This window comes from Nonomuraea antri (assembly GCF_013283785.1).
In the GTDB taxonomy this organism is placed as follows: domain Bacteria; phylum Actinomycetota; class Actinomycetes; order Streptosporangiales; family Streptosporangiaceae; genus Nonomuraea; species Nonomuraea antri.
In genome coordinates this window covers 26,048-47,126 of record NZ_JABCPZ010000046.1, presented here as the reverse complement: position 1 = coordinate 47,126, position 21,079 = coordinate 26,048, and the positions used below count along the sequence as shown (strand labels likewise).

18 protein-coding genes are annotated in these 21,079 nt (G+C 72.1%); 2 read left to right on the top strand and 16 right to left on the bottom strand.

Going from position 1 to position 21,079, the window contains the following annotated elements:
• Window positions 1–116 precede the first annotated feature (116 nt).
• Genes HII36_RS17690 through HII36_RS17660 form a run of 7 tightly spaced genes read right to left on the bottom strand, consistent with a single transcriptional unit; the run spans window position 117 to window position 7,790 of the window.
• Window positions 117–1,556, bottom strand: coding sequence for an amidohydrolase family protein (locus tag HII36_RS17690; RefSeq protein ID WP_173524301.1), 1,440 nt, complete (start codon window positions 1,554–1,556; stop codon window positions 117–119).
• Window positions 1,553–2,341 carry an ABC transporter ATP-binding protein gene (locus HII36_RS17685; protein ID WP_173524300.1) on the bottom strand — a complete coding sequence of 263 codons (789 nt, stop codon included), beginning with the start codon at window positions 2,339–2,341 and terminating at the stop codon, window positions 1,553–1,555. Before HII36_RS17685 ends, HII36_RS17690 begins: the two co-directional genes overlap by 4 nt.
• Window positions 2,338–3,297, bottom strand: a complete 960-nt coding sequence (locus tag HII36_RS17680; protein WP_173524299.1) for an ABC transporter ATP-binding protein — start codon at window positions 3,295–3,297, stop codon at window positions 2,338–2,340. The genes HII36_RS17685 and HII36_RS17680 overlap by 4 nt, the downstream gene beginning before the upstream one ends.
• Entirely contained in the window at window positions 3,294–4,091 is a 798-nt protein-coding gene (locus tag HII36_RS17675) for an ABC transporter permease (protein WP_173524298.1), read from the bottom strand. Before HII36_RS17675 ends, HII36_RS17680 begins: the two co-directional genes overlap by 4 nt.
• Window positions 4,088–5,017, bottom strand: a complete 930-nt coding sequence (locus HII36_RS17670) for an ABC transporter permease (RefSeq protein ID WP_328807758.1) — start codon at window positions 5,015–5,017, stop codon at window positions 4,088–4,090. Before HII36_RS17670 ends, HII36_RS17675 begins: the two co-directional genes overlap by 4 nt.
• Window positions 5,014–6,633 (bottom strand): ABC transporter substrate-binding protein, encoded by a 1,620-nt coding sequence (locus tag HII36_RS17665; RefSeq protein ID WP_173524296.1) that lies wholly within the window; start codon window positions 6,631–6,633, stop codon window positions 5,014–5,016. Before HII36_RS17665 ends, HII36_RS17670 begins: the two co-directional genes overlap by 4 nt.
• Entirely contained in the window at window positions 6,630–7,790 is a 1,161-nt protein-coding gene (locus tag HII36_RS17660) for an amidohydrolase (RefSeq protein WP_173524295.1), read from the bottom strand. The genes HII36_RS17665 and HII36_RS17660 overlap by 4 nt, the downstream gene beginning before the upstream one ends.
• Window positions 7,791–7,867: 77 nt before the next feature.
• Between HII36_RS17660 and HII36_RS17655 the strand changes: the two genes are divergently transcribed.
• Window positions 7,868–8,536 (top strand): FadR/GntR family transcriptional regulator, encoded by a 669-nt coding sequence (locus HII36_RS17655; RefSeq protein ID WP_173524294.1) that lies wholly within the window; start codon window positions 7,868–7,870, stop codon window positions 8,534–8,536.
• A 19-nt stretch (window positions 8,537–8,555) separates the two neighbouring features.
• Here the strand turns inward: HII36_RS17655 and HII36_RS17650 are convergent, their stop codons facing one another.
• Together HII36_RS17650 and HII36_RS17645 are read right to left on the bottom strand one after the other, a co-directional pair.
• The gene (locus HII36_RS17650) at window positions 8,556–9,773 is read right to left on the bottom strand and encodes an MFS transporter (protein ID WP_173524293.1); all 1,218 of its coding nucleotides are present in this window, start codon (window positions 9,771–9,773) and stop codon (window positions 8,556–8,558) included.
• 57 nt (window positions 9,774–9,830) lie between these two features.
• On the bottom strand, window positions 9,831–10,619 hold the full coding sequence (locus tag HII36_RS17645; protein WP_173524292.1) for an MBL fold metallo-hydrolase: 789 nt from the start codon (window positions 10,617–10,619) through the stop codon (window positions 9,831–9,833).
• A 90-nt stretch (window positions 10,620–10,709) separates the two neighbouring features.
• On the opposite strand from HII36_RS17645, the gene HII36_RS17640 reads away from it, so the two are divergent.
• Window positions 10,710–11,300 carry a CGNR zinc finger domain-containing protein gene (locus HII36_RS17640; protein WP_217369638.1) on the top strand — a complete coding sequence of 197 codons (591 nt, stop codon included), beginning with the start codon at window positions 10,710–10,712 and terminating at the stop codon, window positions 11,298–11,300.
• A gap of 17 nt (window positions 11,301–11,317) precedes the next feature.
• On the opposite strand, the gene HII36_RS17635 is transcribed toward HII36_RS17640, so the two are convergent.
• The 7 genes from HII36_RS17635 to HII36_RS17605 form a co-directional block, all read right to left on the bottom strand.
• Window positions 11,318–12,094, bottom strand: coding sequence for an endonuclease/exonuclease/phosphatase family protein (locus HII36_RS17635; RefSeq protein ID WP_173524290.1), 777 nt, complete (start codon window positions 12,092–12,094; stop codon window positions 11,318–11,320).
• Between the two features lie 17 nt (window positions 12,095–12,111).
• A complete protein-coding gene (locus HII36_RS17630; protein WP_173524289.1) occupies window positions 12,112–14,526 on the bottom strand; it encodes a discoidin domain-containing protein in 2,415 nt (804 codons plus the stop codon).
• Between the two features lie 22 nt (window positions 14,527–14,548).
• Complete coding sequence (locus tag HII36_RS17625) at window positions 14,549–15,415, bottom strand: carbohydrate ABC transporter permease (protein WP_173524288.1); 867 nt, start codon at window positions 15,413–15,415, stop codon at window positions 14,549–14,551.
• Window positions 15,412–16,356, bottom strand: a complete 945-nt coding sequence (locus HII36_RS17620; RefSeq protein WP_173524287.1) for a carbohydrate ABC transporter permease — start codon at window positions 16,354–16,356, stop codon at window positions 15,412–15,414. The genes HII36_RS17625 and HII36_RS17620 overlap by 4 nt, the downstream gene beginning before the upstream one ends.
• A gap of 4 nt (window positions 16,357–16,360) precedes the next feature.
• Window positions 16,361–17,641: an ABC transporter substrate-binding protein gene (locus tag HII36_RS17615; protein WP_173524286.1), complete on the bottom strand. Its 1,281-nt coding sequence runs from the start codon at window positions 17,639–17,641 to the stop codon at window positions 16,361–16,363.
• Between the two features lie 12 nt (window positions 17,642–17,653).
• On the bottom strand, window positions 17,654–18,922 hold the full coding sequence (locus HII36_RS17610; protein ID WP_173524285.1) for a Gfo/Idh/MocA family protein: 1,269 nt from the start codon (window positions 18,920–18,922) through the stop codon (window positions 17,654–17,656).
• A gap of 144 nt (window positions 18,923–19,066) precedes the next feature.
• A complete protein-coding gene (locus HII36_RS17605) occupies window positions 19,067–21,073 on the bottom strand; it encodes a right-handed parallel beta-helix repeat-containing protein (RefSeq protein ID WP_173524284.1) in 2,007 nt (668 codons plus the stop codon).
• Window positions 21,074–21,079: the final 6 nt, after the last annotated feature.

Genomic DNA, 21,079 nt, shown 5'->3' with positions numbered 1-21,079 from the left:
ATCCAGGCATTGCTCGCGCGCGGTCACGGCGCCATCAAAGCAAACCGGTATGCGAATGCCGCGCAGCGTGTGTGCGGATCCGGTGCAGACTTCATGCACCCGGCCGCACCCGGCCGCTACGCCACGCGGAACGACGGCGGGAACAGCTCGTCCGCCGGCCTGCGCTGCTCGTCACGCACGGAGTAGGCGTCCTTCATGCGCTCGAAGTACGCCTGCGCCCTGGCGGTGAACGCGGCCTCGTCCACGCCGGGGATCACCCGGTCGCGCATCACGATCCGACCGTCGATGACCACGGTGGACACGTCCGCGCCCGAGCAGTTCATCAGCAGGGTCCTGATCGGGTCGTCGATCGGGCCGGTGCGCGGGCCGGACAGGTCGACCACGATCAGGTCCGCCTTCGCCCCGGGCGCGAGCCTGCCCAGGTCGGCGCGGCCGAGCGCGCGGGCGCCGTGCAGGGTCGCGGCCCGGTAGTAGTCGGCCGCCGACCCGGCCTCCGGCCGGCCGGTGAGGAGTTTGGCCAGGTTGTTGCCGTAGTCCAGGTTCCTGATCATGTCCGGCGGGTACGAGTCGGTGCCCATCGCCACGTTCACCCCGGCCGCCAGGTAGCGGTCGAAGTCGCGGAGCGCGTCGCCGTACCTGACCATGGTCAGCGGGCAGTGCACGATGCCGGCCAGCGCCGCCAGCCGCTCCGGCGAGCCCTCGTACGGCGTGCCGGGCGGGCCCAGGTAGAGCGCGTGCGGGATGAGCAGGCGCGGGCCGAGGAGTCCCGCGTCGTCGAGCACGTCCAGCGGGTGCCTGCCGTACCACTGCGAGAGCAGCCGCAGCTCGGTCAGCCCCTGCATGCAGTGCAGGCGCACCAGGCAGTCGAGCTCCTCGGCGGCCCTGGCGGTGGCGCGCATCAGGTCCAGGGTGAGCGTCTCGATCCGGCACGGCAGCAGCGCGGCGCGCAGCCGTCCGTCGTGGGCGCCGTCGAAGTCGCGGGCGAACCTGATCGCGTCGGCCAGCCCCCGCTCCCCCAGCTCGGGCTCCCAGTGCACCTCGCGCGTGCCGTCGCGCACGACCGGGACGCCGGAGCGGTAGCTGGGCCCGAGGTACATGCGCAGCCCGAGCCGTCCGGCGATCTCGGCGACGCCGGCGAACTCCGCGTAGGACTCGGCCCAGTCGCCGTGCGTCTCGGCGGCGATCGGCATCGCGGTGGTGATGCCGTTGCGGATGAGCTGGGTGAGCGCGTACTCGCGCATGAACAGCGTCTCTTCCGGCGGGAAGACCGCCGCCCTGCGGTTGACGGCGTAGTCGTGCGACCAGTTCAGGTCGGTGCCGGCGGGCCAGGTGTCGAGTATCGCGTGGTCGATGTCGGCCAGCGCGTCGAGGTCGATGAAGCCGGGGCCGACGATGGCCCGGCCGGCGTCGATCACCTCGTCCACCGGGCCCGCGTAGGGGCCGCCGGCGTGCACGATCGAGTCGCCCGCGTAGACGACGCAGCCGTCGCGGTGTATGACGTGGTCGCCGCCGTCGAAGCCGATGACGTACGACGCCTTGACGAGTGTGGTGCTCACGGGGTGCGGTTTCTCCTGGTCGGTTTCCAGCCTGGCCGGGGCACCGCGGCCAGCAGCGCCTTGGTGTAGTCCTCCTGCGGGTCGCGCAGCAGGTCGGCGGTGCGGCCGCGTTCCACGATCACGCCCCGGTGCATCACCACGGCCGTGTCGCTGATCTGGTTGACCACGGCCAGGTCGTGGGAGATGAAGACGTAGCTGATGGCGCCGCGCTCCCTGATGTCGGCCAGCAGGTTGAGTATCTGCGCCTGGATGGAGACGTCGAGCGCGGCGACGGCCTCGTCCAGCACCAGCACCCGCGGTTCGACGGCGATCGCGCGGGCGATGGCCACCCGCTGCCGCTGGCCGCCGGACAGCTGCCTGGGCAGCATGGCGGCGTGCCGTTCGGCCAGGCCCACGGACTCCAGCAGCTCGGCGGTGCGGCTGCGCAGCTCGGCCGGGGTGAGCGTGAAGTGCAGCGACAGGCTGGTGGCGATGACGTCGCCGACCTTCTGCAGCTTGTCGAGCGAGGAGTAGGGGTCCTGGAAGACGATCTGGATCTCCCTGGCCCGCCGGCGCCGCTCCTTGGACGAGACGCGGCCGGGCGGTCGCGGCCGGCCGCAGACGGTGATCGTGCCGCTGGTCGGCGTCTCCAGGCCGAGCAGCATTTTGGCGACCGTGGTCTTGCCCGATCCCGACTCGCCCACGATGGCCAGCGACTCGCCTTCCTCCACGGTGAACGACACGTCGTCGACCGCGACCGCGTCGCCGTACACCTTGCGCAGGCCGTCGGCCTGGATCACGGTCATGACTCTCCCCGCAGGGTCAGTTCGGCCGCGCGTACGCAGGCCACGGTGCCGTCGAAGACCGGCCGGGCCCGGCCGCACTCGGGCTGGGCGTGCGCGCAGCGGGGCGCGAACGCGCAGCCGGGCTCGGCCTCGAACGCGGCCACCGGCCGTCCCTGGATGACCGGCAGCCGCCGGCTGACCTGTTCCAGGCTGGGCCGGGACAGCAGCAGGCCGCTGGTGTAGGGGTGCAGGGGCGCGGCGGTCAGGTCGTCCGCGGTCCTGGACTCGACGATGCGGCCGGCGTACATGACGGCGAGCCTGTCGCAGGTGGCCGCGGCCAGTTCCAGGTCGTGGGTGATCAGCAGCATCGCCATGCCGCGTTCGCGGCGCAGCTCGTCCAGGATGGCCATGACCTCGGACTGCGTGGTGACGTCGAGCGCCGTGGTCGGCTCGTCGGCGAGGATCAGGTCGGGCTCGACGGCGAGCACGGAGGCGATCATCACGCGTTGCAGCAGGCCGCCGGACAGCTCGTGCGGGTACTGCCGCAGCCGCCGCTCGCCGTCGCCGATGCCCACCTCGGCCAGCAGCCGCACGGCCCGCGCGGACGCCTCGCGGGCGGGCACGCCCAGGTGGGTGAGCATGGCCTCGGTCAGGAAGTCGCCCACGCTGCGCACCGGGTTGATGTGCGCACGCGGGTCCTGGAAGATCATCGCGATCCGCCTGGCCCGCAGCTCGCGCAGCGCCCGCCCGGACGGCAGGTCGGCGCCGTCGAAGCGGATCCGCCCGCTGAGCCTGGCGCCGGGCGGGGTGAGCCCGATGACGGCTCGCGCGGTCATCGACTTGCCCGACCCGGACTCGCCGACCAGGCCGACGGCCTCGCCCCGGCCGATCTCCAGATCGACCTCCTCGACCAGCGTCCGCCACTCCCGCCCCGACGGGACGGCCAGCGCCAGCTTCTCGATCGTCAGCAGGCTCATCGCCGCCTCCCCAGCCGGTCGCCCAGCACGTTCACCGCGGCCACGACCAGCGCGATCATGACGCCGGCCGCGATCGCCTCCAGCGGCTGGCCGCGTTGCGCGCTGTCGAGCCCGCTCTTGACCATGAGCCCCCAGTCGGCGGTCGGCGGCTGCACGCCGAGCCCGAGGAAGGAGACCGCGGCCACGTCGATCACCGCGAAGCCGAGCGCCGACACCGACTGCGCGACGATGATCGGCCGCAGGTTCGGCAGCAGGTGGCGGACGCAGATCGCGAAGGCCGAGCGGCCCTGCACCCACGCCGCCGCCACGTACGGCAGGCTCCGCTCGCGCAGCGCCGCCGAGCGCACCACCCTGGCCACGTACGGCGTGTACGCCACCGCCAGCCCGGTCACCACACCCGGGATGCCAGGCCCCAGCACGGCCACCGTGACCAGCGCGAACACGATGCCGGGCACCGCGAAGAGCACGTCGAGCAGCCGGGAGATCACCGCGTCGACCCGGCCGCCGGCCCAGGCCGCGGCGATGGCCAGGGTGGTCCCGGCGACCGTGGACACGCAGATGATCAGCAGCGGGCCGATGAGCGTGGTGCGGGCGCCGTACATGAGCCTGGACAGCACGTCGCGGCCGAGCGCGTCGGCGCCCAGCGGGTGCGCGGCGGTGCTGCCGCTCAGCGCGTTCATCAGGTCGGGGAAGTCGGGGTCGTACGGCGCCAGGATCGGCGCCAGCAGGGTCGCCGCCGCCACCGCGGCCAGCAGGACGGCGGCCGCCGTGCCCAGGCCGCCCAGGCGGGTCACCGCGACAGGCGCGGATCGAGAGCTGAGTAGCACAGGTCCACCAGGAGGTTGATCAGGACGAAGGCGGTCACCAGCACGAGCACCACCGCCTGGACGATGGCGAAGTCGCGCTGCAGGATCGCCCGGACGAACAGCGAGCCGAGCCCGTCGAGCGCGAAGATGTTCTCCACCACGACCGACCCGGCGATGAGCCCGGCCACGTTGAGCCCGGTCACGGTCACCACCGGGATCGCCGCGTTGCGCAGCACGTGCCGCCGGACGATGTGGCGCGCGGCGAAGCCGCGGGCGTGCGCGGTCTCGACGTGCTCGCGGCCCAGTTCCTCCTGCACCGAGGCGCGGGTGATGCGGGCCAGGAAGGCGGCCGAGGCCAGGCTCAGCGTGATCGCGGGCAGGGTCAGGTGGTAGAGCCGGTCGAGCGGGCCGTCGCCGGGGCCGAAGACGGGGAACCAGCCGAGCCCGAGCGCGAAGACGATCACCAGCAGCACGCCGACCACGAACGGCGGCGTGGCCAGCAGCACCGACGAGACCACGCCGATGGCGGACTCGACCCGGCCGCCGCGCAGCCCGGCCAGCAGGCCCATCGCGATCCCGCCGAGCGAGATCAGCACGGTCGCGTAGATCACCAGCAGGATCGTGGTGGACACGCGCGAGCCGATCAGCGCCGACACCTGCTGCCGGTAGACCAGCGAGTCGCCGAAGTCGCCGGTCAGCGCGTCGCGCAGCCAGGCGAAGTAGCGGACCAGGAACGGGTCGTCGAGGTGGTACTGCGCCCTGATCGCGGCGATCTGCTCGGGGGTTCCGCTCCTGTTGCCGAGCAGGAAGGCCATCGGGCCGCCTGGCACCAGGTAGAGCAGGCCGTACACGAGGAAGGAGGCGACCAGCAGGACCACGCCGAGCCCTGCCAGCCGCTTGAGCGTGAACCTCACGCCGCACCCAGCCCGGCGGCCCATGGGTAGTACAGGTAGGGGAAGGACGGGACCGCGCCGGTGACCCGCTTGTTCATGTAGAGGATGACCGGCAGGTTGTTCAGCGGCATCCAGGCCACGTCACGGGTGACCTTGTCCTGGATGCCGGTGACGAGCGCGGCGCGGGCGGCCGGGTCGTACTCGGCCCTGGCCTTCTTGATGTCGGCGTCGACCGCGGGGTAGTCGTTGAAGTTGGTCCTGCCGCCGGCCAGGAAGACGGTGTAGATGTCGAGCGGGTCGGGCACGTTGCCGTACCAGGTGGAGAAGAAGGCGTCGATGCCCTCGCGGGCCTTGGGGTCGCTGTAGAGGTTGCCGTACTGCTCGACCGGGACGACCTTGATATTGATCTTCAGGCCGAGCGCCTCGCCGGTGGCCTTGATGAGGTTGGCCGTCTGCTCGTGGGTGGCGGCGCTGCCCTGGATCGCGATGGTGATCGGCTGGGTGGGCGAGCCGGCCTCGGTGAGCAGCTGCTTGGCCTTGGCCAGGTCCTGCGTCTCCGGCGGCAGCGCGTCGTAGGCCTGCTTGAAGGTGTTCTGCTCGTAGCCCCAGTACTCGGCGCCGGCCAGCGCGCGTTGCGGGGCGGCCGTGCCCTGGAAGACGACCTTGGAGATGGCCGCCCGGTCCAGCGCGAGCGAGAGCGCCTGGCGCACCTTCGGGTCGGCGTACGGGCCGGACTTGGCGGCGCCGAGCAGCGTCCAGAACGTCAGCGACTTGCCCAGCGTGACCGAGCCGGTGGTGGACTCCTTCAGCTGGCCCAGGCCGGCCGGCGGCAGGTAGAAGTACTGGCCGTCCACCTCGCCCGAGCGCAGCGCGTTGACCGCGGTGGTCTCGTCGGCGATGAAGCGGAAGACCAGTTCCTTCGACTTGGCGGCCAGTGTGGTGTCCCAGTAGGCGTCGTTGCGTGCCAGGGTGAGCGAGTCGCCGGGCTTCCAGCCCTTGAACGTGAACGGCCCGGTGCACATGACGCCGGTGGTCGGCGAGCCCAGGTCCTTCTTGGCGGCGTACTCGGCGGACACGACCGCGCCCGCGGCCGTCGCCATGGCCTGGTTGAACAGCACGTCGGGCTGCTTGAGCGTCACCGTGACCTGCATCGGCCCGGTGGCCTCGACCTTCTCCACGGTGTGGAAGTAGTCGCCCCACCAGGTGCCGAGCGCCGGGTCGAGGTGCCGCTCGAGGCTGGCGGCCACGTCCGCGGCGGTCAGCTCCTTGCCGTCCCAGAACTTCACGCCCTTCCTGATCGTGTAGACCCAGGTCGTCGGCGTGGGGTTCTCGGCCTTCTCGGCCAGGCCCGGCTCGATCTTGAAGTCGGGCGTGAGCCGCAGCAGGCTCTCGCACATGTTGGCCAGCGCGGTGTTCTCCGCGTAGTTGAACGACCTGATCGGGTCGATCGTCTGCGGCTCGTAGGGCAGGTTCCAGGTCACCTTGTCCAGGCCCGTGGCGGCCGCGGCGGTCGAGGTCTTCAGGTCGAGCGCCACGGGCGCGCTCTGCGCCGGCTGCTGCTGTTGCTGCTGCTGGGCGCCGCCGCAGGCGGTGAGCGCCAGGGCGAGCCCGGCCGCGGGGAGTGCACGACGGATCATCGGGGGGACCTTTCGAGGAGTTGTCCGTCCTGGGCGATGACGACACCGCCGCGGACGACGAACTGGGGGATGGGCCGGTCGACCACGGCCTCGGCGAGCGATCCCGCGTCGACCAGCACGAAGTCGGCGGGGTCGCCGGCCTGGAACTCGACCCGCTCGAGACCGAGCAGCGCGGCGCCCCCGTGCGCCACGACCGCGTAGCAGGCGGCCAGTTCCTCGTCGGTGCGCGCGTCGGTGCGGTAGGCGAGCAGGTGCGCGCGGGCGATCATGTCGCCGTCGCCGAAGGGCGTCCACGGGTCGCGGACGCCGTCGGACCCGGCGGCCAGCAGCACGCCCGCCCCGGTGAGCGGGCCCACCGGCAGGACCGGGTCGCCGCCGAGCGCGCAGGTGGTCAGGGCGATGCCGGAGCGCGCGATCAGCTCGTCCAGCGTGCGCGCGGCGGCGGTGTCCTCGCCCAGGCAGAAGGCGTGGCTGATGGTGACGGCGTGACCGGCGGCGCGCCTGGCGATCTCCTTGACCTGGGTCAGGCCGGGCTCGCCGCGGTCGTGCAGGTGGATGTCGACGGGCGCGCCGGTGCGCTCGGCCAGGCCGAACAGCACGTCGAGGTGGCCGTGCAGGTCGCCGTCGATGCCCAGCGGGTCGAGGCCGCCGATCACGTCGGCACCCTCGGCCAGCGCGCGTTCCATCAGCTCGGCCGTGCCCGGCCTGGTGAGCAGGCCGAGCTGGGGGAAGGCGACGATCTGCACGTCGATCAGACCGGCCCTGGCGGCCGCCGCCTCGCGCACGCCGTGCACGTTGGCCAGGCCGTAGACCGGGGCGACGTCGACGTGGGCGCGCCAGGCGCGGGTGCCGCGGGCGATGGCGGCGTCCATCAGCGCCCCCGCCCGTTCGGCCACCGAGGCGGTCATGTCGGCGCGGGCGCGCACGTCGCCCTCGATCAGGTCCACCAGGGTCTCGGCGTGGGCCCGGCTCAGCCACGGCTGGCCCCACGTCGTCTTGTCGGGATGGATGTGCGCGTCCACGGGGCTGGGCAGCGCGAGCGCGCCCCGGCCGTCGACGATCACGGTGTTCTCGGGGGTGACGGCCGGGTCGGCGAAGCGGCCGTCGACGACCAGCAGGTCATGGGGACGGATATGAGTGAACAACACGGAACGCATGGGAGGTGATCCCCTTACCTTGCGGAGAACTCCGGACTAGAGTTATCAGAACATCAGATGTTTAGAGAAGAGGACTGATGCGGACCGTTGGTCGGATCTCTCTCGTGGACGCCGCGATCGCCGAGCTGCGCCAGGAGATCGCGAACGGGACCTGGCCGGTCGGGAGCAAGATCCCGTCCGAGAGCCAGCTGGCCACCACGCTGGGCGTGAGCAGATTGTCGGTGCGTGAGGCCGTCCGGGTGCTGGTGCACGCCGGGCTGCTGACCACCCGGCAGGGCGACGGCACCTACGTGACGGCCAGCGACGAGTCACAGGTGGCGCTGCGCAGGCATCTCAGCAGAGCGGCCGCGATGGACATCATCGACGTGCGGCGCGGGCTCGACCTGGTCGCGGCCAGGCTGGCGGCAGGCAAGCGCACCGACGACGACCTCGACCGGATGCGGCAGGCGCTGAGCCGCCGGGCGGCCGCGGGACGGGCGGTGGACCTGGACGGCTTCGCCGACGCCGACGTCGACTTCCATCTGGCCGTGGCGCAGGCGGCGCACAACCCGGTGCTGGCGGACCTGTACCGGAGCATGAGCGACGCGCTGCGCGACAGCGTGCGCCACGACCACTGCATGGAACGCGCCGTGCTCGGCCCCGACACCTCGCACGACGACCTGCTGGCCGCGATCGAGGCCGAGGACGCCGCCACGGCGGTGTCGGTCGCACTGTCCATCCTCGACCAGCAGGAACAGGACCTCTGAGCCGGCAGGAACGGGACCTCTAGGGTCGCGGGCGGGCGGCGGCGAGCAGCAGGACGAGCGCGACGCCGCCGCCGGCCAGCGCCAGCGCGGGGAACCCGGCGGCGGCCACGGCCAGCCCCGAGCCCAGGCCGCCGGTGGCCCCCGCGACGGCCACGAGGACGTCGGCCTGCCCCTGCGTCCTGGCGCGCCCGGCCGGCGGCACGGCGTCGGTGATCATCGCTGTCCCGGCCACCAGGCCGAGGTTCCAGCCCAGGCCGAGCAGCGCGAGCGCCACCGCGATCGGGACCACCGAGTCGCCGGGCGCCACCGCCGCGACGATCCCGGCCGCCGCCAGGACCAGCCCGGACGCCGCCGCGACCACCCGCCGGCCGTAGCGGTCGGCCAGCCGCCCGGTCAGCGGCGAAGGCAGGTACATCGCGCCGATGTGCACGGCGATGACCAGCCCGGAGGCGGCCGCGCCGGAGCCGTGCGCGTGCATGTGCACGGGCGTCATCGTCATGATCGCGACCATCACGAGCTGGGCGAGCACCATCACCAGCGCCCCCGTCGTCACCCCCGGCCGCCTGCCCGGCGGCGGCTCGTCCGCCTGGCCCCCGCTCTCCAGCGCCCCGGCCAGCAGCAGCGGATCGGGACGCAGCCAACAGAACAGCACCAGCGCGGCCAGCCCGTAGGCGGCGAAGGCCAGCAGGAACGGCCCGGCCAGGTACGGGATGCCGAGCGCGAGCGCGAGTTCACCGGTCGGCGCGGACAGTCCCGGCCCGGCCACGCCGCCCAGCGTGGTGGCGACCAGCACCACGGACACCGCGCGGGCCCGGTGCTCGGGTGCGGCCAGATCGGCCCCGGCGTAGCGGGCCAGCAGGTTGGTGGCCGGCCCCGCGCCGTAGCAGAACAGCGCGAGCAGCAGCAGGACGGCACTGTCCGCGACGGCGGCCACGACCACGCCCGCGCTGCCCGCCGCGCCTGCCAGGTATCCGGCGGCCAGCCCGGGACGCCGACCGCGAGCCTGCGAGAGACGCCCGACGAGCACGGCCGCCACCGCCGACCCCGCGGTGCCCAGGGCGCTGGGCAGCCCGGCTAGTCCGGTGGAGCCGAGCAGGTCCTGGGCCAGCAGCGCCCCGGCCAGCACCCCCGCGGCCAGCCCGGCCCCACTTAGCACCTGCGCCACGACCAGGACGATCAGGACGCGCCGCTGCGCCAGGGAACGCGAGAGATCACCGGCCTGTGGGTAAGTCGGCACGAGGCTGTCACCCGGCCCGCGTGTGAGTCCGCACGATGCTGTCACCCGGCCCCGTCGTCAGCCCAGGTCGAGGCGGTCGGCGAGACCGGCGGCGGCGAAGGCGGCCACCACGTCGTCGCGGCCCTCGGTGAGGTGCGCCCAGCTGTCGCAGTGCACGGGAACCACCCGGCGGGCGCCCAGGATCCCGGCCGCCTCGGCCGCCTGCGCGGCGTCGAGGACGATCAGCGCGCCGTCGAACAGCACCGGGATGCGCGGCGCGCCGGCGAAGAGTATCGCGGTGTCGATCGGGCCGAACCGCTCGGCGATCTCCTTGACCAGGTCGAGCGACGCGTTGTCGCCGCTGACATAGACGGCCGGCAGCCCCTCCCCGGTCAGGACGAATCCGACGACCTGGCCGGTGACCGCCTCGACCGCCGCGCGCGGGCCTGGACCGTGCAGCGCGGGCACGCCGGTCACGGTGATCGTGCCGCCGCCGGGCCGGTCCAGCTCGATCGGCTCCCAGTCGGCCAGTCCCCTGGCCCCGCCGCCGAGCCTGGCCGCGCCGCCCGGCGTGGTGAGGACGAGCGGGACGTCGGCGAGCAGGGCACGCCCGGCCTTGTCCAGGTTGTCGGGGTGCTCGTCGTGGGAGAGCAGGACCACGTCGACCTGGCCCAGGTCGGCGGGGGTGCCGGCGGGCGGCGCGGTCTTGGTCAGGATGCGGCGGTTCGACCCCGGCCGGTGGTAGTCGCCCGGCGGGTCGAAGGTCGGGTCGGTCAGGAACCTGAGGCCGCCGTAGTCGAACAGGGCGGTCGGGCCGCCGAAGACCCGGACGGGGAACTGCTCGTGGGTGGCGCCGGAAGTGGGCATGACACATCTCCTCACGGATGAAGGCTGATCTATCCGTGAAGTGACCGTAGTTGTATCTCACGGTTGAGCGCAAGCCGTACCATGAGAGATATGAGCGAGACCAGCACGACCGCCCTGCCCGCGCCCGGGGCGGAGCAGTACCTCGCGCTCGACTTCGTCAACAGCGCGGTCGCGCTGCCCGGCGGGCAGTTCATCGACCTGCTCGGCACGCCGGCGGCGGCGCAGGACTGGCTGGTGGAGCGCGAGCTCGCGCCGGTCGACGCGGGCGTGCGCGAGATGTGCGCGGCGCAGCTGCGGTCGCTGCGCGAGCACCTCAGGTCGTTGTTCGCCGCGCGGGTGGCGGGGGTGCCCGCGCTGCCCTCAGCGCTGTCGGCGGTCAACGACGCGATGAGCCGGGTGCCCACGGCGGCGCTGCTGTACTGGGACGCGAAGGAGGGCCCCTACCGGGCGCTCCCCTGCCCGACCAACGAGATCCTCGACCACGCGCTGGCGACCCTGGCCGCCAACGCGGCCGACCTGCTCACCGGCCCCGACGCCGAGCGGCTGACCCCCTGCGGCTCGCCGCCGTGCAACCGCTACCTGCTGCGTCACGGCCGCCGCCACTGGTGCTCCACCCGTTGCGGCGACCGCGCCCGCGCGGCCCGCGCCTACGCCCGCCGCACCCGCGCCGAGTCCGGCTGAGAACCTGATCCCGGCCTCTACCTCGGCCCCGGCAGCAGCAGGTCGGCGAACACCGGCAGGTGGTCGGAGGCGTCGCCGGACGGCACCGCCGCCGACCGCACCTCGACGTCCGGCGAGACGAGCACGTAGTCGATGCGCTCACCGGTGTCCGGATGGGTGTGACCAGGTCCTTTCCCGGCCCGTGCCCAGGCGTCGCGCAGGGTTCGCGTCAGCACGGCGACCTCGGGCGTGCCCGGCCCGGCGTTGAGATCGCCGGTCAGGATCACCGGTCCCGGCCGGGCCTCGACCAGCCGGACGACGGCGCGGGCCTGGGCCAGGCGTTCGCCCGCGTCGTCGTCCTGCAGGTGGGTGGTGCAGACCTGGACGGGCACGCCGCCGATCACGACCGTGGCCCGCAGCAGGCCGCGCGGCTCGTGACCGGGCGCGACCGGCAGCGGGACGTTGCCCACGTCGCGCAGCGGGAAGCGCGACAGTATCGCGCTCCCGTAGCGGCGGCGCGGACCTCCGAGAGCAAGCAGGCCGCCGGGTGCGGACGGGCCGCCGGGTGCGGGCGGGTCCAGGTCCAGGTTGGCGCCGTAGGCCAGGTGCAGGCCCAGCTCACCGGCCAGCCAGGCGGCCTGGTCGGCCCAGTCGCTGCGGTCCGACCAGTGCCGGTCCACCTCCTGCAGCCCGGCCACGTCGGCCGTGCGGAGCACGTCGGCGACGCGCCGCAGGTCGAGCCGGCCGTCGGGGCCGCGGCCGTGATGGATGTTGAAGGTGGCCACGCGCACCTGGGCGGACAACGCTCGACCCATCCTTTCCCGCACCACGCTCAGGAGGTGACGATCTCGTAGAGCGCGATGTTGCCCCACTGTACGTTCGCGTCGTGCACGGTCAGCCGGACCTTGCGCGTGGTGACCGGCGCGGGCAGGGTGATCGTGCTGGTCTCCACCTTGGCGCTGCTCTCCTGCCAGTTCGTCCGGTGGTGCGCCACCTGGGGCACCCAGCGGGCGCCGTCCCAGGTGTCGAGCGAGACGTCGGTGACGCCCTGGCCCTTGGCCCAGGCGGTGTGCAGGGTCACGGCGGCGACGCGCTTGTCCGTGCCGTAGTCCACGACGAACTCGCCGGGGAAGCTCACGCCGCTGCTCACCGTGGCCCAGGGGCTGCTCGGGTCGCCGTCGACGAGCGCGTCCACGGTGTGCGTGGGCGAGGTCGGGAACGTGGTGGTCACCGTCGCCGAAGGTCCGGGCCGGTACGGCTCCGCGGCGGCGGGCACGCCGAGCGTGACCTCGTTGACCTGGATCGGGCCGCCGGCCGCCGCCTTGACGACCAGCCGGACCCGGCTCGCGGTGACGGTCTCCGGCAGGGTGATCGTCTGCTGCTCGACGGTGGCGGCGTCGCTCGTCCAGTCGAGTTCGGCGCTCGTCCGGCCGACCCAGTCGTGACCGTCGTGGGTCTGCACCTCGACCCGGGTGACGCCGCGGGAGGCGGCGTGCGCGGCCGACAGCGTGACCGTGCGGAAGGTGCGGGCGGCCGGGTAGGCCAGCTCGATCGTGGCGGGCAGGCGCGGCTTGGGCACGCTGCGCCAGGCGGTCGCCGGGTCGCGGTCGGCCAGCCGCTCCAGGTGGCCCTTGGGCACCACGCTGCCGCCCACCTGCGCCTGACCGATCTCCCGCTGGAAGGCGCCCAGGTCGGGAGCGCCGTCGGGGATCGGCACGCCCGCGTAGTCGTGCTCGGCGGCCACGCTCACGCCCGCGTCGAAGACGGGCGAGCCGGCCAGCGGCCGGTAGTCCGCCGGGTCGGCCGACCCCGGCGCGGCGAGCTTCGGGTCGGCGACGACCGGCGCGTGGTCGTGACCGGTCGGCGGCTCGGCGGTACCCCAGTAGAGGTTGTGGTCGTAGACGATGCCGTTCTTGTTGTCGAAGCCGGCCCCGGCGAGGTTGACGAAGACGTTGTTGCGCACGGTCACGCCGGCCGCGTTGTTGTACAGCCGCACCGCCCGCTCGAACGGGTACTTCCCGGCCCCGCTGAACGGCGGCTTCACCTCCACCACCCGGTCGGTCAGGTAGAGCGTGTTGTTCAGGAAGTGGGTGCCGGTGGTGGAGGTCGAGGCGGCCAGGCCCTCGTAGCCGTCGTTCCTGCTGACGTTGTAGCGCACGACCGTGTCCCTGGTCGGGGCCGCGGCGAAGGAGACCGCCAGGAAGAAGCCGCCGTCGTTGTCGTGGCTGTAGTTGTACTGCACGAGGCTGCGGTTGTTGTCGGCGTCGGCGTCGAAGCCGTGGCCGTCGCTGCCGGGGCCGTTGAACCCGGTGTGCGAGACCTCGTTGCGCTGGACGACGATGTCGTCGTTGCCCTGCCACCAGATGCCGACGTTGCCGCCGGTGGTCTTGGTCCGGCCGCGCACCGCGCGCTCGACCCGGTTGCCCTCGATCACCGCGCCCGCGGTGTGCATCGGGGTGATGCCGCCGCCGGTCACGTCGTGCACGTAGTTGTCCCTGATGCGGACGCCGGTGCTGGGCGTCCAGGTGACGACCTCGCTGTCCGGGATGCCGGTCTCCACCGGGTACAGGCTGGTCATGCCGCTGCGGCGGGACCAGGTGGACCACATGATGATGCCGTACGAGCCGATCTTGGAGATCTCGTTCTTCTCCACGACCAGGTTGTCGAAGTAGGTGGGCGTGGTATTGCCCCTGATGGAGATCAGCAGCCCGGCCGCGGCGACGCTGTGCCCGCCCTGGCCGTTGACGTCGTGGATGTTCAGGTTGCGCAGGGTGACGTTGGCCAGCCGGCCGGAGTCCTTGGCGAACAGGTTGACGCCGCTGCGGTAGACGGAGGTGTCGGCGCTGTGGTTGGTGACCTCCAGGCCGTCGACGGTGAAGTCGTGCACGTCGCTGATCCGGACGGCGGCGTCCACCGTGCCCTGGCCGTCGATGACCGGCTTGGGGCCGGTGCCGTACGAGCCGACCAGGGCGGGCGCGCCGGGCGAGCCCGCGCCCTTGATCAGGAGCTGCCCCTGCCAGCGCTGCCCGGACTTGAACAGCAGCCGGTCGCCGGGGCCGAGCGTCAGCGCGCTGGCCCTGGCCAGGGATTTCCACGCGGTGGACGCACCGGTGCCGGCGGCCGTGTCGTCGCCGGATTCGGCGTCCACGTAGTAGGTGGTGCCTGGTTCCGCCGCGTGCGCGGGCGCGGCGAGCGACACCGTCATGGCGAGCAGGGCGAGACCCGCCCACCCGAGCCGAGTACGCAAACCATCGTTCCTTTCGGGAGGTTCATTTGCCGATTCCGGCGGTCATTCCGTCGACGATGCGGCGGCCCAGCCACAGATAGAGCACGATCATGGGATAGATCAGGATCACGATCCCGGCGAACAGGCCGCCCCAGTCGGAGCTGTACTGCATGGAGCTGTAGAGGTTGAGCAGCGCGGCGGGCAGCGTGCGTTCCTCGGGCAGCGGCGCGATCAGCAGCACCAGCAGCGTCTCGTTCCACAACCCGATCACGTTCAGCACGAGCACGGTCATCACCCCGGGCCTGGCCACCGGCAGCACGATCCGGACGAACGCCCGCAGCGGCCCCGCGCCGTCGATCTCGGCCGCCTCCTCGATCTCGTGCGGCAGCGAACGCAGGTACCCGGTCAGGACGAACACCGCGAACGGCAGCGAGAGCGCCACCTGGAAGATCAGCAGCGTGATGCGGTTGTCCCACCAGCCGGTGACCCAGTCCTCCATGAACGTGTAGAGCGACAGCTTGACCACGACCACCGGGATCACCAGGGTCTGCAGCGGGATGCTCAGGCCCATGGCGAAGTAGCCGGTCAGCGGCCCGGCCACGCGCCGGTTCGAGCGGGCCAGCACGTACGCGGCCGGCGCCGACAACGCCACGATGAGCAGCGCGCCGAGCAGGGTCAGCACGGTGCTGTTCAGCGCGGCGGCGGAGAACTCGGCCGCCTGCCAGGCGGAGGCGTAGTTGCCCCACTGCGGTTCGGCCGGCAGCGTGAACGGATTGAGCCACACCTCGCCCGAGTCCTTGAGCGACTGCAGGCCCACCCAGAGCACCAGGGCGAGGTTGAAGGCCACCCACGCCCACAGCGCGATCGCGGTGGCGCGCGGCAGCAGGACGTCGCCGATCAGGCGCCTCATGACAGCTCCACTCGATCGCGCCGGGTGATGCGCCTGGTCAGGGCGATGAGCACGGCGGTGACGAGCAGCACCACCACGCCCATCGCCGCGGCGCTGCCGAGTTCGGGCACGCCGCCGCCGGCCACCAGGGAGAACTGCTGCACGGCCACCGTCCTGGCCTGCAGCGGCGGGCTGCCCGGCGTGCCCGCGGTGGTGAACGCGAGCACGATCTCGAAGATCTTCAGGCTGTTGACCACCCACAGCACGGCGGACACCGCGAAGACGTCCCAGGTCAGCGGCAGCGTGATGTGCCGGAACTGCTCCCACCTGGTGGCCCCGATGAGCTGGGCGTCCTCGTAGATGTGGGCCGGGATGGAGTCGGCGGCCGACATCATCAGCGCCACGTAGAAGCCGGTGCTCGACCAGACCAGGCCGCCCACGATGCACCGGAAGACCAGGTCGGGCCCGAGCCACGGCTGCGGGTCGAGCCCGAGCCCGGTCAGCAGCGTGTTGACCACGCCTTCCGGGTTGAGCAGGAACCCGATGGCGGCGCCCACCGCGATCATCGAGATGATCATCGGCAGGAACATCACGGACCTGATGAAGGCGCGGCCCTTGATGTGGCGCAGCACCACCATCGACAGGAACGTGAAGCCGAAGACCAGCGCGCCGCCGGCCACCGCCATCACGAACGTGTTGGCGAACGACGTGCGGAACGCGTCGTTGCCGAGCAGCGCCAGGTAGTTGTCCAGGCCGCGCCAGGTCATCTCCGAGCCGGGCCCCGACCAGGCGTTGAGGCTGACCCAGAAGCCGAACAGCGAGGGCGCGACGAACAGCGCCGTGTAGGCGATGAGCGCGGGGAGCAGGAACGGCCAGAAGGCCCGTTCGCGCCCCGGGCGCAGCGCCCTGGACGTGGCCGGTGGCGCCACCGGCGGCGCCTGGGTGAGGGTTCCCGCTCCCATCGGCTCAGTTCTTGTTCGCGAGGTAGTCGGCGGTCGCCTGCTTGCCGTCCTTGACGAACGTGGCCGGGTCGATCTTGCCGGAGATGAGCTTGTCGTGCAGCGGCAGGAAGCGGTCGTTCCACCAGGTCTTGTCGGCGGCGGCGTCGTCGTAGGTCTTGTGCGTGGCCGTCGCCTCGGCGACCGCCTGCTGCACCGCGACCAGGTGCTCGGGCGCGGGCACGTCGGCGCGCGAGGGGATGTTCAGCGCGGTGGCGGCGATCTGCTCGACGTACTTCTTCTGCAGCGCGAAGGCCAGGAACTTCTTGGCCGTCGCCACGTTCCTGCCCCTGGCGTTGACGGCCCAGCCGAGCGTGCCGACCTCGACGGAGTTCTTGCCGCCCGCCGGGAGCTGGAAGGAGGCGACCTTGGCGCCGGCGGCCAGCTTGGGCTTGGTCTCGCTGGCCAGCCAGGTGCCGTTGAGGTTCAGGTCGTAGCGGCCCTGCGCCCAGGCGTCCTGGGCGGCGGGGAACTTGGTGGCCATGAAGTCCTTCTGGAAGTAGCCGCCCTTGGCGAGCTGGGCGACCTTCTCGGCGGCGGCCAGCACTTCCGGCCGGTCCCAGGCGGCGGCGTCGGTGGTCAGCGCCTTGAGGCTGCCCGCGCCGTTGGCCCTGACCAGGATCGTGTAGAACCAGTACACGTTGTAGAAGTTGATCGTGCCGTCCTGGCCGATCGGGGTGCGGCCGTCCTTCTTCGCCCGGTCGAGGTAGGCGATGAAGTCCTCCCAGCTCTGCGGCGGCGTGGCGGCCAGGTCGGCGTGCTTGGCGGCGTCGAACCAGACCGCGGTGGAGATCACCGTGTGCGGGACGAACGCCAGGCCCTTGTCGTTCGACGACGCCTGGCGCACCGACTCGGGCAGGACCTCCTGGACCGTCTTGCCCTCGCCGGGCACCTGGGCGGGCAGCACGTCGTCGAGCGGGGCGACCAGGTTCTGCGCGGCGTAGGTGGCGAGGTTGTCGGTGGAGGTGTCGAACAGGTCGGGGCCGCGGCCCGAGGCCATCTCGGTCGACAGGTTCTCGTTGCCGTTGCGCCCCACGAACTTCAGGTCGACCTTGGTGCCCGTCTGCTTGGCGAAGTCGTCCAGGAGCGCCTTAATGATCTTGCCTTGCGGCTCGTCGGCGCCCCAGGAGGAACGGTAGGCCAGCGCGGCGGCGCTCTGGCCCGGGTCCTGGTCGCTGTTCTTCTTGCCGCAGGCGGCGACCGCCAGGGCGAGCGCTCCGACGGTGAGTACGGCCGTCAACTTACGCATGGTGGGGGCCTTTCATGGGAGGGTGAAGGGGACGACGGTGCCGGTGTGCCTGGCGCGTTCTGCCGCCCAGACCACCCGGTGCGTCGCGAGGCTCTCTTGGCCGCTGGTCAGCACCAGCGAGGGGTCTCCGTGTGCGACCGCGGCGACGAACGCGTCGAGCAGCGCCCCGTCGCCGCCGCCGTGCCCGGTGGCGGCCGAGGCGCCGGAGTCGGAACCGGAATCCGGGCCGGCCTGCGTGTCGATCACCGAGACCTTGTCGGTGAGGAAGTCGTGCACCCGCAGCGTCACGCCGTCGCCCTCGATGGAGCCGTGCGTGCCGAAGACGCGGGTCTTGCGGTGCTCCAGCGCCGCGAAGGCGGTGACGGTGCAGGTGGCGGAGGTGCCGTCGGCGAACTCCAGCGTGACGACCTGCGTGTCGACCACGTCGTTGCCGCCGGCGTAGACGCACCTGCCGTACGGCCCCTCGCGCAGCGCGGCCAGCACGCCGGCCTCGGTGTGGTCGGGCGTGACCGCCGACAGCGGCCAGAACTCCTTGACCGGGTCGCCCAGGCAGTCGAGGTAGATGCGCTTGGCCGAGTACGGGCAGGTCGGCTCGATCGGGCAGTCGAGGCAGCGCTCGGCGGCGCCGGCCGGGCGCTGCTCGGGGCGGAAGTGCACCAGGTTGCCGAAGGAGGAGACCCGCTCGGGCAGCGCGCCCTTCAGATGGACGATCCAGTCCAGGTCGTGGCAGGCCTTGGCGAGCAGCATCGGGGCCGAGTCGGCCTCGCTGCGCCAGTTGCCGCGCACGAACGAGTGCGCCTGGTGCCACCAGCCGACCTGCTCCAGGTGCTGGATGTTCATCACCTGGCCGATGCGGCCCTTGTCGATGAGCGCCTTGAGCGTCCTGGTGTAGGGCGTGTAGCGCATCACGTGGCAGACGGCCAGCAGCACGCCGTGCCGGCGGGCGGCCTCGGCGATCGCGGTGGCGTCCGCCTCGGTCGGCGCCATCGGCTTCTCCAGCAGGATGTGGTAGCCGCGTTCTGCGGCGCGCACGGCGGGTTCGAGGTGCATGCGGTCCTGGGTGGCCACGATGATCGCGTCGGCCAGGCGGTCGCCGGCCAGCAGCTCGCGCCAGTCGGCGAAGACGTTCGCGGCGGGCAGGTCGTGCTCGGCCGCGAAGCTCTCCCGCCGGTGCCGGTCCGGTTCCGCCACCGCGACGACGCGGGCCCGGCCGCTCTCCAGGGCGTGGCGGGCGTAACCGAGCCCGCGCAGTCCCGCCCCGATGACGGCGAGTGTGACCATGAATGTTCCTCCGACTTATTAATAGTGTCTGGTTTTATTAGTTGGCGCCGGAGGCTGTCAAGGGCTGATGGGAAGCGCTTTCCGAGCAGGGCGGACGACCCCGGCGGGCTCCGCCGCCCGCCGGGGTCACCGGGCGGGTGCGATCTAGCGGGTGGTGATCTCGTTGACCGACAGGTTGCCCCACGTGCGGTTGGCGGCCTTGACGACCAGGCGTACCTGGGTGGTGGAGACGGCGGCGGGCAGGGTCACCGCCCGGCGTTCCACGGTGGCCGTGTTGCTCGCCCAGGTGATCGTGGCGTCGGCGACCTGGGTGACCCAGGCCGAGCCGGTCCACGTCTGGACGTCCAGCTTGGTGATGCCCTGGCCCTGGCCGAAGTGCGTGGCGAGGACGACCTCGGACACCCGGCGGGAGCTCGGGTAGGTCAGCGTGATGCTGCCCGGCAGGGTGACGCCGGAGCTGGGGCTGGCCCACGTGGCCTGGTCCGAGCCGTCGGTGAGCGCGGCCGGGGTGGTCGACTGGCCGTCGCCGAACGTGGTGGCCGCGCCGGCCGCCGCCTCGTCCGCGCCCGGACCGGCGGCGCGCTGCAGGCCGCCGAGGTCGGGCATCCCGGACGGCAGCGCGGTGCCGACCGTGTCCCTGCCGCCTTCGAAGGGGATCTCCAGGCCCTGGCCGAGCACCGGCGAGCCGGCGGTGGGCAGGTAGCCGCCGAGCCCGGTGATCGAGGTGGCCGTGCCCGGCGAGGTCAGCAGCGGGTCGCCGGTCAGCGCGGCCTTGTCACGCGACGGGACAGGGCCCTGATGGAACAGGTTGCGGTCGTAGACGACCTTGCCGCTGTCGTTGTACGGCAGGTTCGCCGCGTTGTGAATGACGTTGTTGCGGAACCTGACGCTGCCCACGCTGGAGTTCCACACCTTGACCAGGCTGAACGAACCCCGGTCCGGGTGGTCGCGGATGAACGGGGTCAGCGGCACCCAGATCGTGTTGTTGTAGACGTCGATGTTCGTGGCGTTGGTCGACAGGGCGAACACCTGGTTGGCGTCACCCTGGCTCACGTTGTAGCGGATCGTCGCCTCGGCGGGCCCGGTGCCGGTCGAGACCGCGATGAAGAAGCCGCCCTCGTTGTCGTGGCTGAAGTTGTACTGGATCACGCTGCGGTGCGCGGAGGCGTCGGCGTCGAAGGCGGTGCCGTCGGCGGCCAGCCCCCAGTACTTCGTCCCCGACACCTGGTTGAACTGCACCAGCGTGTCGTCCGTGCCGGCCCACCAGATGCCCACGTTGCCGTGGTTCTGGGCGGTCTTGTGCACCCGGTTGCGCTCGATCAGCGCACCGGCGGCCTGCATGACCGTGATGCCGCCGGCGGAGATGTCGTGCACGTGGTTGCCGCGGACGACCACGCCGGTGCTCGGCGTCCACGGCCGGTAGTCGGCCCGCGGGATGCCCATGAGGTCTTCCCACAGGTAGTTCCAGCCCTCGCGCTGCATCCACTGCGACCAGGTGACGATGCCGTACGAGCGGGAGTCGGCGACCTCGTTGTTCTCGATGAGCAGGTTCTGGTAGTAGGTCGGGACCGACTTGCCCCGCGCGCTGACGATGATCCCGCCGGCCGACGGGTTCGACGTCTGGCTGCCCGAGGTGGCGCCCTGGATGGCGTGCACGTAATTGCCGCGGATCGTGATGCCGGGCACCGCGCCGGCGTCGGTGGCGCTGACCCCGATGCCGATGCGCGGCGTGGTGCCGGCTCCGGTGTTGGTCACCTCCAGGCCGCTGACCACCACGTCGTGCAGGTTGTGCAGTTTGACCGTGACGTCCACGGCGCCGCCGCCCGCGATGAGCGGCTTGGCCCCGGTGCCGTAGGAGGTGAACGTGACCGGGGCGGCGCCGGTGCCCGAGCCCTTCGGCGCGAGCTGCCCGCTCCACTGGCCGCCCGACTTGAAGCCGACGGTGTCACCCGGCTGGAAGGTCTGGGCGTTGACCTTGCCGAGCGTCTTCCACGCCGTCGACGGGCTGCGCCCGTCCGCGGCGTCGTCGCCGTTCGGATCGACGTAGTAGGTGCTGCTCACCGCGTACGCGGTGGGAGCGAGGACCGTTAAGCCTGCGCCGGCGAGCACGACCGCGAGGGCCGTTCCCGCCAGGCGTGAACCACGTGCCATGGTGCT

What these genes read in the sequence shown, in the direction of transcription:
- HII36_RS17655 (WP_173524294.1), top strand. Translation starts at nt 7,868, where the DNA reads ATGCGGACCGTTGGTCGGATCTCTCTCGTGGACGCCGCGATCGCCGAG.
- HII36_RS17665 (WP_173524296.1), bottom strand. Translation starts at nt 6,633, where the DNA reads ATGATCCGTCGTGCACTCCCCGCGGCCGGGCTCGCCCTGGCGCTCACC.
- HII36_RS17680 (WP_173524299.1), bottom strand. Translation starts at nt 3,297, where the DNA reads ATGAGCCTGCTGACGATCGAGAAGCTGGCGCTGGCCGTCCCGTCGGGG.
- HII36_RS17605 (WP_173524284.1), bottom strand. Translation starts at nt 21,073, where the DNA reads ATGGCACGTGGTTCACGCCTGGCGGGAACGGCCCTCGCGGTCGTGCTC.
- HII36_RS17610 (WP_173524285.1), bottom strand. Translation starts at nt 18,922, where the DNA reads ATGGTCACACTCGCCGTCATCGGGGCGGGACTGCGCGGGCTCGGTTAC.
- HII36_RS17640 (WP_217369638.1), top strand. Translation starts at nt 10,710, where the DNA reads ATGAGCGAGACCAGCACGACCGCCCTGCCCGCGCCCGGGGCGGAGCAG.
- HII36_RS17615 (WP_173524286.1), bottom strand. Translation starts at nt 17,641, where the DNA reads ATGCGTAAGTTGACGGCCGTACTCACCGTCGGAGCGCTCGCCCTGGCG.
- HII36_RS17635 (WP_173524290.1), bottom strand. Translation starts at nt 12,094, where the DNA reads ATGGGTCGAGCGTTGTCCGCCCAGGTGCGCGTGGCCACCTTCAACATC.
- HII36_RS17645 (WP_173524292.1), bottom strand. Translation starts at nt 10,619, where the DNA reads ATGCCCACTTCCGGCGCCACCCACGAGCAGTTCCCCGTCCGGGTCTTC.
- HII36_RS17660 (WP_173524295.1), bottom strand. Translation starts at nt 7,790, where the DNA reads ATGCGTTCCGTGTTGTTCACTCATATCCGTCCCCATGACCTGCTGGTC.
- HII36_RS17620 (WP_173524287.1), bottom strand. Translation starts at nt 16,356, where the DNA reads ATGGGAGCGGGAACCCTCACCCAGGCGCCGCCGGTGGCGCCACCGGCC.
- HII36_RS17625 (WP_173524288.1), bottom strand. Translation starts at nt 15,415, where the DNA reads ATGAGGCGCCTGATCGGCGACGTCCTGCTGCCGCGCGCCACCGCGATC.
- HII36_RS17685 (WP_173524300.1), bottom strand. Translation starts at nt 2,341, where the DNA reads ATGACCGTGATCCAGGCCGACGGCCTGCGCAAGGTGTACGGCGACGCG.